This is a genomic window from Anabaenopsis sp. NIES-4685, assembly GCF_059725405.1.
This window is the reverse complement of the sequence record NZ_AP043602.1, coordinates 1,214,998-1,228,702: the sequence shown is the minus strand read 5'-3', so window position 1 is coordinate 1,228,702 and position 13,705 is coordinate 1,214,998. Positions and strand designations below refer to the sequence as shown.

Below are 13,705 nucleotides of genomic sequence, written 5' to 3'. Positions count from 1 at the left end.
TTGTTTTAATTACTTATTAACTCAGAATACTCCTGAGAGTATTTGTCACTGTCACAACTTGATCTTCCGTTAATGCCAATCCACTGGGTAAGTAAAAACCACGACGGGCTAACTTTTCTGCTACCGGACAGCATACACCCTCAAATAGTCCCATTTTTTGCCAAACGGGCTGCTCGTGCATACACCAGAAAAATGGACGAGTACCAATTTTATAATCACTGAGTTTCTTCATCACTGCTTCGCCATCAAGGGGAATCTGTTCATCTAAAACAATTCCATACACCCAATAAATATTTTCTGCGTAGTCAGTTTTCTCTAGGGGTAACTGAATGCCAGGTATATCTTTTAATAAATCTGTATAAAGTTTTCCCATACTTCTCTTGCGAGCAACAAACTCATCTAGGCGCTCTAACTGGGCTACTCCTACAGCTGCTTGTAAGTTACTCATGCGCATATTCCACCCTAATTCTTCGTGGACAAATCGTTTATGGGGTTGAAAACAAAGATTGCGTAAAGATTGACAACGTTCCGCTAACTGGGGATCGTCTGTAACAATTATCCCTCCTTCACCGGTGGTAATATGCTTGTTAGGGTAAAAACTGAAGGTACTGATATGGCCAAAGCTACCACAGGGACGGTTTTTATAGCTTTGACCGTGCATCTCAGCGGCATCTTCAATTATATACAATCCATACTGATGAGCTAAATTAATTATTGGATCCATATCTACGGGCAATCCATAGATGTGAACCACCATAATGGCTTTGGTGCGGGGAGTGATTTTTGCCTCTATCTGGGTGACATCCATATTCCAAGTGAGGGGATCACTATCCACGACTATTGGTATAGCTCCAGCCCTTACAATGGCAGCAGCGCAAGAAATAATGGTAAAGGTAGGTAAAATTACTTCATCACCCGTTGTAATTCCTAATGCAGCCACAGCAGCATCTAGGGCGGCGGAACCATTGCTGACTGCAATACCATGTTGCCTTCCCACACGGTCTATAAAGTTTTGTTCTAACTGCTTAACAAAAGGACCTTCAGAAGAGATCCAGCCAGTATCAATACACTCAATCAGATATTTTTTTTCGTTGCCATCTAATAATGGCTGATTCACTGGAATAGGTTTCATTTACGAATTTAAAGTTTCTACAATTTTCGCTTGTTCTTTAGTGATACCAACAAATCTAGTTTTGTCTTGTTCTCCCACGTAAGGGCCTTGTTTAACCTCTATCATTTCAATTTCTTCTAATACTTCAAAGCCGTGACCTCCAGTGATTAAGAGAATGACATCTCCTGTTTCTAGTACACGACTTTCTAAATACTCTTGTTGGTCATTGTAAAAGTCCACACGCAGTTTACCGCGTTTGATAAACAGTACCTCTTGGGTGTAAATGACTTCACGGGGAACGGGGTTATGCACGTGGGGTTGAATAATTTTACCCATGGGGTGGTGCATATAAGCTAGTTGTTGGGATAATTCATCAGGGGTGAAAAAGTGAATTCCCGGTTGGTTGAATCGGTGGGAAATGATTAGGGCTAAGAGTTCATTTTGATGGATGATTTGCTCTATCATTTTAGTGCCCAGTGTTGATTGTCGTGTTTTAGCCTCATGTATAAACCAGAGTAAGAAAAAACGCAATGTTCAAGATGAAAAGGAATAATACAACGATCAACCAGATCTTGCCAACTGTCAACCAGCTCGTAACCAAGTTCAGATAGGGAGTCTATAAACTCCTTCCGATTAAAGACATATTGAGGGTAGAACACTTTACCACCATTCTGCAAGGTGACAAACGATTTTCCATCATACAGTGGCAACCTATTAATCAATAGATGAATAGGGGGTTTACTCAATAGAGATAGAGATAGAGATAGAGATTGAACATACTGAATAGACCCGGAGGCGATGAATATCTGTTTTGCGTTTGCTTCAGCAAATTCAGTTGTAAACTGCAAATCTACATTTCTTTCATCAGCTAATTCTTGCCCAGCTTTCACAATCTGAGGAACATCGCAAACCAACCATTTTAGTCCGTGTGAATAATCTAGGAAATGAGAATAGGCATAGTAATGGTTGCCTACATTACCACCAAAATCAAAAATTGTGGGGGGGGAAGAGTTTTGATCAAGAATTTTTATTAACCAGACCAAAAGTGGATAGTCATAAGAAGCAATTTTGGCAGGTAAATTATTTTTATACTCTAATGCTAAATCTAGGTCATTATATCCAATTGGTTTGGTTTTTGGTGCTGATAATATGGCTTCATCAAATGAGTTGTATACACCCCGAAAGCATCCATAGCAATTACCAGAAAACTGAATTTCGTACTGTCGTTCTTGCCAAGAACGATAGATTTTATAAACTAATGGAATTTTTTTTAAAATTTTCCTCATCTTTTTACCTAATTTAAATTAATTTGGATATTTTCCCACAATTTGCGGCTTTTTCGGATGATTTTATCCTGTAAATACGATTCTCGATTTAGATAGCGCTGACTTGAATTTAGAAGATTTAATGGAATTTGAGAAGATAACCGTGAGAGTAAACCCTGATGATTATGCCAATTCTCTCGAATAGCCTTAAGTTTGTTTTCAATCAGAAATGGATACATTTCATCGTAAAGATTGGGAGATAAGTTATCTAAAATTGATATTAGTTCCTCTTTGGTGTTGAAAGTCAGTATCCCTTTTGGATTAAACAATTCAGAAATCTCAGGAAAACCATAATAAATGGGAACAGTCTCTAAAAGCAGGCAATCAACAAGTTTTTCAGAAAAGTAATAATTACTAGCCACATTTTCCATTGCAATGGAAAAATAATAAGGGGCGATCGCCTCTCGTTTCCCTGGTACAGGATTAATTGATTTACCAAAGCACTCAACATTATTTGCAGTTAAACACAGATCGGCGATTTCTCGACGAAATTTATAAGCACCATCATCGGGATGAGCCAAACTCCCCATAAATGATATTAATTTTGATTTTGGTGGATGCTCGGCTAAAATTTGTTCTGAGTCTATCTCATTTCTAATGCCTAGCCAATTGGTTCCAAATATTAGAGGTTTAAAAGGCTTTCCCACATCCAGTAAGTGTTGTTGGTGTGTGAAGACAATGGGAAACCTGCGGACAATTTGGGCAATATGCTGGTAAGAATAATCAATTGGACTTTCTGTTAACATAGCAATGCGCCGATCTCTTGGATAGCGAAATACTTCATTGGATAAGACTGCTTTGCTTGCAAAAAGTCCCAGAACAAACTCCTGACCAATTTTTAAACTCGGTTCAAAAATGAAGTTAAAAGTTTGGTCTTGGAACCTGACGGTAATCGAGTCTTGACTTACCTGCTCGCCATATACATCGATGTTATAGCATTTCATTTTTTTGCTTGAGTGTATTAATCCGAACCTGAGATGAACAGGTCATTTTTTGAACAAGAATTTGATTATTGCGATCGCCGTTGGCTTTTTTGGGAGCGGAGGGGTGCCAAAGGTGAATGAAAGGCAACCACCCCCCTTCAGATATTTTACAAGTGCGTAAACGATCTAAAAATTCAGTGTCTTCTCCCCCCATCCCCAAAAGTCTTGATCATGTCCACCAATGTCCCAGTAAGTAGATTTGTGTAATGCTAGAGGGGTAGGATTATTTTCAACAATTTTCTCTACATTTATGCCAGCTACCAATTCCTGGGCATTAAGTATATGTTCAGTTGACTGACTATCAACATAAAAAATTAATCGTGCTAACCTGGCACTAGAAATTTTACCTAAAACTTGATTACATTCAATAACAAAATTAATTGGAACAACAAAGTCAGCATCTAAAATAATTAATTTTTCAGATTTAGCTTCTCTAGCCGCTTTATTTAAGGCGGAACTCTTATTAAACCCCTTCTCAGGTTGCGGGTTGACTTGATGGAAATAACGAACATCAGTGGGCAACTTATTTCTCAACAGAGGTTCGGGAGATTGTTCAACAACAATGATTTCGTAATCAACATCAACTTGGGCACGGGCTGAGGCTAAAGCCAATTCAAATTGCGGAAAACGCTCTATACCGCCAACAACAAATAAAATTGAACAATCTGGCTTGTTTGATAAATTGCTCTTAGATTCAAAGTTGAGTTTTACAGGATATAGTTGTAATACGTGCTGTAGAATACCTAACCCCACGCCGGGAAAAACCCGTGAAACTGTTAGCTGGGAAGAAAATTGCCACTGACAAATTCGCCCCCCTGTAATTAGATCAGGTTGCAAAACTTCAGAACGATTACACAGATCCAACCAGCTTAAACCCAGCAATTGGGCTAATTTAGGGGATCTTAATACTAACTCCGTTTGCCAGCGCTCGTTCAGCCAACATCCTAACTGCTCTTTTAATGTTGCCATCGGTTATCTGTCTCCTAGTTTTTTGGCAGGGACCCCACCCCAGATTTCGTAGTCAGGAATATCATGATTAACAACTGCATTGGCACCGACCACAGCACCATTGCCAATAGTAACCCCTGGCAACACCGTTACACCAGCTCCCAACCACACATCATTCCCTAGGATTACACCAGTGCGGTTTTGATCTGATGGTTGGACTTTAATCGGTAAACTCCTGTGTTTTTGATGATTACTGGCAACTAATGTACAGAATTGGCTGATCAGACAGTCTTCCCCAATCTGGATGTCACCACCCCCAGCTCGTAAATTATTGTACTGCCCAATCCAAGTGCGATCGCCAATGATAATATTGCCGTAGCCATTCAGGGGATCCCCAAATGCCAGTATATTTCCTTGACTGATGGTGACTTGTCCTGTAAGTTTTAGTCGTTGAGGTTCGTGATTGATCAAAATCACATCATTACTAATTTTCGCTTTGGGAAACCCTTGACGTATTCGGTCAACCTTAGCCAAGTGAAAGCGACGTTCTCCTAAATCTCGGATCAACAGCGGATCCCGCAGTTGCCAGATTCCTTTAAGTAAGGATAAAAACATTTTTACTCAAGCCGATCTAACTGTTGCGCTATATTCCAAAATTCGTTTTCTCTCTCGGATGTTTGTTTCTCACTCCAACTATGGGGCAATTCTCCCCCCGGATCACAGCTTGGGCCTGTGCGCTCCAACCAAATTCTAATTCTCTCAGCATTAGCCTTACCCAATAGTTTATCTAAACGATTATTTAACAACCGACTGTCTATATTGACAGGTAATATTTTTGAGGCAGATGTTGTTAAAATTTGCTCAAAAATCTTATTCCATTGCTGAACAGAAACAGGATGGGAATATTTTTTATTAATCGTTTCCCAACCACTTTGTTTTATTCTCTGCCACAAATCTTGATCTTGATGAAGCCGGATAATTTGTTGGCTAGCTGCTTGACAATCACCGACATCAAACATTAGACAATTTTCGTCATTTTTTAATGCTCCCTCTAGACCGCTGCCGACATAACGAGAGGATACAACTGCCACACCCCAAGCCATTGCTTCCCAAATCACAATTGGTCCTGTTTCCCAAGACGATGGCATAATCAATACATCACTTTCTTGATAAACTTGATTGATTAATTCATTTTCTTTTAATTGCCCTAAAAATGAAACCTCTTCAACTGAACTTAGCTCTTTCTTAAGTTCATTTTCTTCGCCCACTCCCCGCAATCAATAGTCTAAAGTTTAGATCAGCTTTTTTCAACAGACTGACAATTGTCACTAAATCATGGACTCTTTTTTGATGGCGCTCTAGTCGTCCCGAATAGGCAATAGTAAAAGGTAAATGAGGGTGTCTATTTAATGAGGTTTTGATTGCACTACCGTAAGGAGCATAGCAAACCTGATCAGCTTTTAACCCCCCATAGTTTTCCGTTAACTTACAAGCCAATTTATTTGTACAAACTACGGCATCCAGGGAATTTTTAAATAGTTTCATGTCGGCAAATAGGTCTTCCTGAATACCGTGACAGGTCATCACAATTTTAGCTTGAGTTTTCCCCCGACTTCTGAGTTCTGCTGTAGCGGCGATCGCATCAGGAATATTAACCGTTACTACAATATCTGGTGAATATTCTTGAATCGCCCTTTGCACAGCCCACCGTCGTCCTTGGGGAGTTCCAGTTTTGCAGGTAATGGCGATCGCGGTTTCACAGGGATGAACTGCTAAATATTCAGCGACTCGATGATACCGAGCCCCTTCTACTAGCCCCAAGGTAGTGCGCCACCCCAGTTGTTTTAGACCAGGTAACAGGTAGTCTAACCAGGTTGCCAGTCCACTAAGGGTGTAAGCGGAGGGTGCAATAAAAAGAATGTGAGGATTCATACAAATATACTAGTAATAATACATAAATGGTTATTCTTTTCTCAACCAAAGGCTGTCCCCGAATTTTTCAGAGACAGTGGCATACATTCTTGTAATATTTCCGGGTAGCGAACTGCTAAAGCATTTCCCCAAAGCTTTATTTTGAAATTATGGTTAAACATTAAGAGCGCACGCAATAAATATGCCTCATTCCACGACCGCCCTCCCCTGACCCATTCCTCTAAGTATTCAAATGGATAAAAAATATCATGAAAATGAATCCATACCCCCGATTTAAGCTTGGGAAGCACCTCAAAAACCAGAAAGTTAACATCACTTACCGCCTTGGAAACATGGGATGAGTCAATCAATAAAATATCTCCGGGTTGCAAACGCTCAAACAGTTCTAGCTCTTGTTCTTGTACCTTCTCTTGAATAATTGTTATTCTTGCCCTATCCGCGCTTCGCAAGTTTCTTATTAGGCGATCAGGGTAGGGTTCAATAAATATACAATTAATTGAGTTATCTAAAAACTGCTCATTGACATCTAGAATTAACGAAGATGAAAAGCCCGACCCAACTTCTATCAAATTTTTCGGATTTAAATACCTGAGTAGGGAGTAAAGTATAATTCCATCCGCATAAGTGAAAAAACCATTTTCATAAAAATAACGATTATTGTTGTCTGTGCGCTGATGTTCTGAGAATGGTATATCTTTATAAAAACGATTTGCTAAATCTTTTAGTAAAGAAATTTGCTCAGACCAGTAAAGCTCAATTCCGCCAATATCTTTTACCTGCGAAGGATATATTCGATTATCGAAATAATTTATTAAGTCTTCATGATCTGGAATGGGAGAGTAGTAATGTCCCGGCAAAAATTCTTGTTGATATTTCCATTTTTCCAGTTCTTTTAACAGAAAATCTTTTTGTGCGATAAGACTACGAAATCCTGGCAACCTTTTAATAACTTGCTTAAGCATTTTGGCTATTTATATTAATTGTTTATGTTAAAGATTATATTATTCGGCAGTATCAAGGTCTTTCAAAACTTGGGAAATTTCCTCCAGCAAAGACTCAGAATGATGACGATAAAATAACGGCCACTCTTCTCCACCAGGGGGAATGGGTGACCCCAACAAAAACCGACGGAGGCGACGTAACCCGTCAATGACACTGGCTGGAATCCCCAACTGTTCTAATCTTCCAGTTGTGGTGGGAATCTTGGGTAAAGGAGACGAACTTAAAAGCGGAGGGCGAGCCATGACTTGTTCTAAAGTTATTTTCCAACTAGTGAGGGAATTTTCCCAAGTATAGGGCTGTCCATGCACTTGCCCATTGCTAGACAGGCGGTGTCGTAAATCACCATCCTCGGCTAAACGCTGAATTTGTTGAGCCGCGCCAGCCATATCTCCCACAGGGAAGGACAAACCGGTTTCGTTTTCTTTGACTAAACCTTCGGCGTAAAAGCCGACATAACGGGAAGTGACCGGGATTACACCGTGCATCAAGGCTTCCACAATCACAATGCCAAAGGCTTCCGATGAGGATAGTAAAATCAGTACGTCAAGGTTGGGAAATATCTCTTGATAAACAACCTCGCGAGACAAAGCTCCGTGGAGTTTAACTTGGGGAGCCTTACCCAAAGCTTCATGGAGTTGAGCAAAACAAGGGCCGTCCCCGACAATATCTAATTGATAATTTAGGTTCAGCTTTTCGAGTTCTTGATACAGGGTAATTAAATCCGGCGATCGCTTGTCAAGGGTGGTTAAGCGGCCAATATATCCTATGCGAATAGGCTTTGCTTTTCCTGATGAGATGGGACGTTGTGAACTGCACTTTGGCTGATTAGCACCGTTGGGGATATGAGTCACTCTGTCTGATGGAAACCCTCCCCAGTTAATTAACACTCGTTTGGTTAGCTCTCCGGGGCAAATTACTTGGTCAATCCCATCCCGGTAACTCCTGAGATCGGCAAGCATTGGCTCTAAGTTTCCCTGAGCATGAATTACTAAACGAGTATCTAGCCCTTTTTGCTTGCTGCGAATCCCAGCCTCATAAGCATCGGCGATTCCCAATGGAATCACTATGTCAGGTTTAACTCCTTCAATACAGCGCATTAATGCCTGAACTCTACCTTCCCGATTACAGCCCCGTCCATCGACTTCAATGGTTTTTAGCTGGGGATGAACAGCACGATAGCGCTCTGGTTGGTTAAACTGCTGTCCTCGCAATAACCCGACTAATACTTCAAATTGATGCGTTGTTAAGTAGTGATAAATTTCATCAAGCCATGTCTCCACGCCGCCTGCGACAGAACTAGTTGGCATCAAAAACAAGAACCGTTTGGGATAACTCATTTGAGAAACACAATAATTGTACTGTACTAACTAGTTGGGGGTTCCAATTCAATAAACTGTTTTACCTGCTTGACAAAATTTTGGTGGCTTAATTCCTTTTCCCCAACCCAAGCAACCGTTTTAGCAGAGGCTTCATAAAGGCTGGTATTTTCCGCTAGGGCGGTAATTTGTTCAGCAATGACTTTTGGATCTAACGAAGTACAAAGCGCACCTAATGGATACTGCGCGTAAAAATCCACCAATGAAGCATATTCAGGCACGTGGGCAAAAATTGGGCGACCGAGGTTAACATAGGTACTGAGTTTAGTGGGGAAGGAGAGTTGAGCCAAGGGTTTGAGGTAGGAAGTAAAGGGATAAGGAACATAGAGCAAATCGCACTCAGCTAGTCGTTGTCTAACTTCATCAGTGGTTCGCCAACCTAAGTATTCAACATGGGCGGGGCTTGTACAGGGTAGGGTGATTTTTCCCGACATGACAATCAATTTAATTGGCTTGTTGTCTGCGATTTGCCAATTGATATAAGCCAGAGCTGCAAACAATGCCTGCCAAGCATCAGGGGCATACATCCCCCCGGAAAAGCCGATGCGGAATTCATCGGTTGATGAATATTCAGTCCGAGCTATTACCTGATTAGCCAGTCCATGACGGATAACTTCACAACGGGCTGTGTAGCGTTGTTTATAGCTTTGAGCCATAGTCTCACAAATCACACCAGTCTTAACTGATTTTTTCAGGAGTAGACCAAATCTCTTTCGGGTGCGAAATCGCATCGTAGCGTCAAGTCCACGCTCTTGGGTGAGGTAATCAATGTCATCCCAGACCTGGGTGTATAAAGGTAAATCACACTTTCCCATCAAACCAAACAGGGCGTCAACCACCACGGTTGTATTCAAAATGCCCCAGATGCGAGTGATACCTAATTCCCTCACTTGCTGCTCGATCTGGCTAACTAGGACTTTGATCTGTCTATCGTAAAATAGTAATCGTTCACCTGCACAGACTAAACCCCCCAAACGTCCACCCCAACGCCGAACGGCATGTTCTGGGGGAGATTTTAGCGGAAAAATTGTATTCAACTGCTGACTATTACCCCTGGCTTCTTCGGTAAAGGTCTCCCCAGTTAAAAGAGGAGCAACAATAAACTCTTCTCTTTTGAGACAGGTCAACATATCCCGCAACAAGATTTCTCCCACGTTAGCCCCTCCAGGGACAACGGAACCAATAACAATTAATGTTTTTGTCATCGCTGCAATAGGTACATGGTAGCCATTTCCTGGAAAATGCTATCTAAACTGCGGGTGATTTGCCAGTCGGGAAAATGGTTGTGAATTTTCGTCAGGTCACTGATATAGCAGATGTGATCGCCTTCACGATTTTTGTCAATGTAGGTGGTTCGGAAGGGTTTATTTAACAGCTGTTCCGCCTTGGCGATCGCCTCCAGGACGGAAATACTGTTTTTTCTACCACCACCCAGATTATAGACCTCACCGCAACGGGGATGTAAATAAAATTGATGCAACAAAGCACAGACATCAGATGCGTGGATATTATCCCGCACCTGTTTACCTTTATAACCGTAGATTTTATATTCTCTTCCTTCTGCACAGGCTCGCACCACATAAGCTAAAAAACCATGGAGTTCAGCAGCGCTGTGGGCTGATCCCGTCAGGCACCCGCCGCGAAAACAGGCGGTTTTCATCCCAAAGTAGCGGCCATATTCCTGTACCATCACATCCGCTGCTACTTTACTCGCACCAAATAAACTATGTTTACTCTGGTCAATGCGACAGGTTTCGGTAATACCGCCATAGTCCTGGGGATTAGCATAGTCCCAACGGCTCTCTAGTTCCACCAATGGCAACTCATTGGGGGCATCACCATAGACTTTGTTAGTGCTAAGGAAACAAAACACTGCTTCAGGGCAAGCTCTTCTGGTGGATTCCAGCAAGTTTAGTGTGCCAACGGCATTAACATCAAAATCATCAAAGGGACGACTGGCGGCTAAATCGTGGGAGGGCTGGGCTGCGGCGTGAATAATCAGGTCAAATTTTTGTTCTGAAAAGAGGTTCAGAATAGAGGGGCGATCGCGGATATCAAGGGAGAAATGCTGATACTCCGGACAGTCAACTTGTAACCGCTGCAAATTCCAGGTAGTGTCACCGTCTTTGCCAAAGAAGTCGGCTCGCATATTATTGTCAATACCTGTAACCTGCCAGCCCAGTTGGGTGAAATAACGCACCGATTCAGAGCCGATTAAGCCAGCGGAACCGGTGACTAACAGTTGCTTATCAAAAGGCATATTTAGAATTTAAAAAGGTTTATACTACCAAAATAACCCTATATCTAAAAAAACAAATTTCCCCTAAATTAGGGAGAGTAACTAGATACCGATATTTTCAAAAATCGCATCTGCGAAAAGTATTTTATCGCCGGATCGAGAGCGAAATTGCTCCAGGTTGCCCCGATAAACAAAACCCAAATTGCATAGGTATTTGTAGATATCATCAAACAGGGGTTGTTTTTCATAAAACTCATAAAAAGAAACCTCAATAATTACTAGCTTGGCACTTTTGAAAGTCTTCTCTCCTCCTTTAATAACAGAAAGTTCATAGCCTTGTACATCCAGCTTAATTAAAAGATCATCCCCAATAGTTTTATTGTTCTCTTTTACCCATTGGTCTAAACAAGTTTGTTGAACCATAACACTGGTATTAACTGATGATTCTGGCCATTCTTCTTTATGCAGTTTAGACATATTCAACATCGAAGAACTAGGGGAAAAGGAACTTGAGAACATTTGCTTTGTGCCAACTTCGTTTCCTAATGCTAAATTAAAAGTTTTAATGTTAGTATCTTCTGCTACTGATGAATAAAGCACCTTATAAACATCAGGTAGGGGTTCAAATGAATAGATAGTTGCAGCCGGAAACACATTACGAATTGTCCTAGCAGACTGTCCCTCGTTGGCACCAATATCGATAATACTTTTTATATGAAAATTCCCCAGAAATTTATAATCTTCTAATTCTTTCATTTTCTTTTCTCGTTTTTGTGCTTCACGAATATTCTTTAGAAGCCTAATTTCCAAACCAAGAGAATTGAATATTTTATGCATCACAGCTTTAATCATAGGGCTAGAAGATTGAGTTTCAAAAGATGGGTTTTAAACATATAACTAGGAAGTGATCGACAAGTTTCATAGTCCAAGGCACACTGGTTAAATGCTTAAGATGTGAGTATTGCGGGATTGAAAAGATGGCTCTTTGAGGAAGTCGCCAAAAACCACCCCGTTGCCAACACTCATAATAAGCAGCCTTGACGCGATCATCCCAAACCTCCCGACTGCTTCCCAATTGATGAGGAATCTCATACACACCTTTAACTTTAAGGGGCAATTTTTTCTCAACATAATCAAAAAATTGCCTTGTAGCAAAAGACAAATGCAATGGCGTTTGTAAGTACCAATGATTGCCCTTAAACCAACGCCAAGTCCAAGCATCCATATCGCCAGTGCTAATCAGCAATACCCCCCCCGGTTTAAGTAAATATTCTGCTTGATCTATTCCCTCTAGTGGATTGATGAGATGCTCAAACACATCAAACATTGTTACCACATCAAAACAATGATGCCACTTTGAATCTATATCTTGTAATCGCTGTGCAATAACATTAACTCCCTTAGCGCCAGCTGATTTAGCCGGTTGAATTCCCCCCTCAACGCCAAACTTGTGCCAATGAGTGGGTAAATTATGCAGAAACTTGCCCTCATTACAACCTACGTCGAGGACAGAAATAGACTCTTGATTCTGGAAATACTCTAGCAATAACGTCTTACTTCTTGACCACCCTGCATTCTTTGCCAACTCATAATCCATTGCTCCACCCGGCGCTGTGGCATAAACCTGTTTAAGTTCATCCGCTGTTAAGCAAGGTAGCCGTTGTCCTAACCCACAGTCCTGACAACGATACAGCGTTTCCGGCTGTTATGAGGTACAGTAGCAGCAATTAGCAAACCAGTTTCTTAAATGTTGAGGATTTATTAAGTCAAGTGCAACTGAAATTATTCGCTCTACCATTTCTGTTGTAGTTGGTGAAAACATCCGTAAGAAAGATTTAAGTTGTGACCACCATAACTCAATGGGGTTGAAATCTGGTGAGTATGGTGATAAACATAGAACTGAAGCCACGACAGATTCAATCATTGGCACAATTGAATCTAGTTTATGTGCGGATAAGTTATCCATCACCACCACTGCTCCTGACCATAACTCTGGCACTAAAAACTTCTCAACAAACACTTCAAATGCTGTGCCATCCATTGAATTATTCATTGTCATTAATGCCACTACTTTGTTAATACTAATTGCTCCAATTACAGTAACTTTTGAGCCTCGATAGAATGGGTTGAGAGAGTAAGCTCTTGTTCCCTTTTGTGAACGTGCATGAGACCTTGTTAGACCCAGTAAAACACCAGTTTCATCCAAAAATACTAAATTTTCTGGCTCTATATGTTTGACCTTTTCCCAATAATCTAATCTTAAATTCAGGACTCTCTCTGTCCCTGCTTGGGTAGTCTGCTTTGTTTTTTTTTACGATTTAATCCTAATTTCTGCAACGCACGACACATTGCACTTCGACCTACAAAATTGCCCGTCTTGTCTGCAAATAATTCACATAACTCTATCAATGTTGCATCTGGATATGCTTCAACCAATTCTCTTAACTCTATTTCCGCATTTGTCAGATGACTAAATTGTGGTTTTCCTCGCGGCTTGGATTGTAAATTTCCATCAAGTTTTTTTTGTTTGACAAGCTTCTGCACCAAACTCTTGCTGACGGAAAATATGTTAGCTACTTTCCTGATTGAGATATTTTTCTCAATATGTGCTGCAACTATTTTTTCTCGAAGATCGACAGAGTATGACTTCATTTGAAAGTATTAATATCTTAATCAAGTGTACCTTATAACAGACGGAAGTGCTGTATAACTGACCGGGGGAAAGATCCGATAGTCCGACCTGTTCGAGTAATCCATTGGGAAAGGGGGCACAATCCCATAAATAAACA

General features: G+C 40.9%; 16 protein-coding genes. All 16 read right to left on the bottom strand.

The annotated features are described in order from the left end of the window. Positions 1-16 precede the first annotated feature (16 nt). On the bottom strand, positions 17-1,132 hold the full coding sequence (locus AC6IZ0_RS05305; RefSeq protein WP_497725325.1) for a DegT/DnrJ/EryC1/StrS family aminotransferase: 1,116 nt from the start codon (positions 1,130-1,132) through the stop codon (positions 17-19). Next, a complete protein-coding gene (locus AC6IZ0_RS05300; protein WP_497725324.1) occupies positions 1,133-1,576 on the bottom strand; it encodes a cupin domain-containing protein in 444 nt (147 codons plus the stop codon). It lies immediately after the preceding gene. Then, positions 1,573-2,397, bottom strand: coding sequence for a methyltransferase, TIGR04325 family (locus AC6IZ0_RS05295; protein WP_497725323.1), 825 nt, complete (start codon positions 2,395-2,397; stop codon positions 1,573-1,575). Before AC6IZ0_RS05295 ends, AC6IZ0_RS05300 begins: the two co-directional genes overlap by 4 nt. Positions 2,398-2,405: 8 nt before the next feature. Further along, positions 2,406-3,380, bottom strand: a complete 975-nt coding sequence (locus AC6IZ0_RS05290) for a glycosyltransferase family 10 domain-containing protein (protein WP_497725322.1) — start codon at positions 3,378-3,380, stop codon at positions 2,406-2,408. Positions 3,381-3,545: 165 nt separating this feature from the next. After that, entirely contained in the window at positions 3,546-4,388 is an 843-nt protein-coding gene (locus tag AC6IZ0_RS05285) for a glycosyltransferase (protein ID WP_497725321.1), read from the bottom strand. 3 nt (positions 4,389-4,391) lie between these two features. Beyond that, entirely contained in the window at positions 4,392-4,982 is a 591-nt protein-coding gene (locus tag AC6IZ0_RS05280; protein WP_497725320.1) for an acyltransferase, read from the bottom strand. A gap of 2 nt (positions 4,983-4,984) precedes the next feature. After that, a complete protein-coding gene (locus tag AC6IZ0_RS05275) occupies positions 4,985-5,635 on the bottom strand; it encodes a glycosyltransferase (RefSeq protein ID WP_497725319.1) in 651 nt (216 codons plus the stop codon). After that, positions 5,619-6,299 (bottom strand): glycosyltransferase family protein, encoded by a 681-nt coding sequence (locus AC6IZ0_RS05270; protein ID WP_497725318.1) that lies wholly within the window; start codon positions 6,297-6,299, stop codon positions 5,619-5,621. The genes AC6IZ0_RS05275 and AC6IZ0_RS05270 overlap by 17 nt, the downstream gene beginning before the upstream one ends. A 41-nt stretch (positions 6,300-6,340) precedes the next feature. After that, the gene (locus AC6IZ0_RS05265) at positions 6,341-7,261 is read right to left on the bottom strand and encodes a class I SAM-dependent methyltransferase (protein ID WP_497725317.1); all 921 of its coding nucleotides are present in this window, start codon (positions 7,259-7,261) and stop codon (positions 6,341-6,343) included. Positions 7,262-7,300: 39 nt separating this feature from the next. Next, complete coding sequence (locus AC6IZ0_RS05260) at positions 7,301-8,608, bottom strand: glycosyltransferase family 4 protein (protein ID WP_497725316.1); 1,308 nt, start codon at positions 8,606-8,608, stop codon at positions 7,301-7,303. Between the two features lie 56 nt (positions 8,609-8,664). Beyond that, a complete protein-coding gene (locus AC6IZ0_RS05255) occupies positions 8,665-9,882 on the bottom strand; it encodes a glycosyltransferase family protein (RefSeq protein WP_497725315.1) in 1,218 nt (405 codons plus the stop codon). Then, the gene (locus AC6IZ0_RS05250) at positions 9,879-10,937 is read right to left on the bottom strand and encodes an NAD-dependent epimerase/dehydratase family protein (RefSeq protein ID WP_497725314.1); all 1,059 of its coding nucleotides are present in this window, start codon (positions 10,935-10,937) and stop codon (positions 9,879-9,881) included. Before AC6IZ0_RS05250 ends, AC6IZ0_RS05255 begins: the two co-directional genes overlap by 4 nt. A gap of 81 nt (positions 10,938-11,018) precedes the next feature. Then, complete coding sequence (locus tag AC6IZ0_RS05245; protein WP_497725313.1) at positions 11,019-11,768, bottom strand: FkbM family methyltransferase; 750 nt, start codon at positions 11,766-11,768, stop codon at positions 11,019-11,021. Between the two features lie 19 nt (positions 11,769-11,787). Next, positions 11,788-12,513, bottom strand: coding sequence for a class I SAM-dependent methyltransferase (locus AC6IZ0_RS05240; protein WP_497725312.1), 726 nt, complete (start codon positions 12,511-12,513; stop codon positions 11,788-11,790). Between the two features lie 108 nt (positions 12,514-12,621). Next, the gene (locus AC6IZ0_RS05235; protein ID WP_497725311.1) at positions 12,622-13,122 is read right to left on the bottom strand and encodes a transposase; all 501 of its coding nucleotides are present in this window, start codon (positions 13,120-13,122) and stop codon (positions 12,622-12,624) included. Between the two features lie 59 nt (positions 13,123-13,181). Beyond that, positions 13,182-13,568, bottom strand: a complete 387-nt coding sequence (locus AC6IZ0_RS05230; RefSeq protein WP_497725310.1) for a helix-turn-helix domain-containing protein — start codon at positions 13,566-13,568, stop codon at positions 13,182-13,184. Between the last annotated feature and the right edge of the window lie 137 nt (positions 13,569-13,705).

Excerpts from the sequence above, each read along its gene's own strand:
- AC6IZ0_RS05230 (WP_497725310.1), bottom strand. The coding sequence starts at position 13,568 with ATGAAGTCATACTCTGTCGATCTTCGAGAAAAAATAGTTGCAGCACAT.
- AC6IZ0_RS05280 (WP_497725320.1), bottom strand. The coding sequence starts at position 4,982 with ATGTTTTTATCCTTACTTAAAGGAATCTGGCAACTGCGGGATCCGCTG.
- AC6IZ0_RS05300 (WP_497725324.1), bottom strand. The coding sequence starts at position 1,576 with ATGATAGAGCAAATCATCCATCAAAATGAACTCTTAGCCCTAATCATT.
- AC6IZ0_RS05285 (WP_497725321.1), bottom strand. The coding sequence starts at position 4,388 with ATGGCAACATTAAAAGAGCAGTTAGGATGTTGGCTGAACGAGCGCTGG.
- AC6IZ0_RS05250 (WP_497725314.1), bottom strand. The coding sequence starts at position 10,937 with ATGCCTTTTGATAAGCAACTGTTAGTCACCGGTTCCGCTGGCTTAATC.
- AC6IZ0_RS05265 (WP_497725317.1), bottom strand. The coding sequence starts at position 7,261 with ATGCTTAAGCAAGTTATTAAAAGGTTGCCAGGATTTCGTAGTCTTATC.
- AC6IZ0_RS05295 (WP_497725323.1), bottom strand. The coding sequence starts at position 2,397 with ATGAGGAAAATTTTAAAAAAAATTCCATTAGTTTATAAAATCTATCGT.
- AC6IZ0_RS05245 (WP_497725313.1), bottom strand. The coding sequence starts at position 11,768 with ATGATTAAAGCTGTGATGCATAAAATATTCAATTCTCTTGGTTTGGAA.
- AC6IZ0_RS05240 (WP_497725312.1), bottom strand. The coding sequence starts at position 12,513 with ATGGATTATGAGTTGGCAAAGAATGCAGGGTGGTCAAGAAGTAAGACG.
- AC6IZ0_RS05270 (WP_497725318.1), bottom strand. The coding sequence starts at position 6,299 with ATGAATCCTCACATTCTTTTTATTGCACCCTCCGCTTACACCCTTAGT.
- AC6IZ0_RS05305 (WP_497725325.1), bottom strand. The coding sequence starts at position 1,132 with ATGAAACCTATTCCAGTGAATCAGCCATTATTAGATGGCAACGAAAAA.
- AC6IZ0_RS05255 (WP_497725315.1), bottom strand. The coding sequence starts at position 9,882 with ATGACAAAAACATTAATTGTTATTGGTTCCGTTGTCCCTGGAGGGGCT.
- AC6IZ0_RS05290 (WP_497725322.1), bottom strand. The coding sequence starts at position 3,380 with ATGAAATGCTATAACATCGATGTATATGGCGAGCAGGTAAGTCAAGAC.
- AC6IZ0_RS05260 (WP_497725316.1), bottom strand. The coding sequence starts at position 8,608 with ATGCCAACTAGTTCTGTCGCAGGCGGCGTGGAGACATGGCTTGATGAA.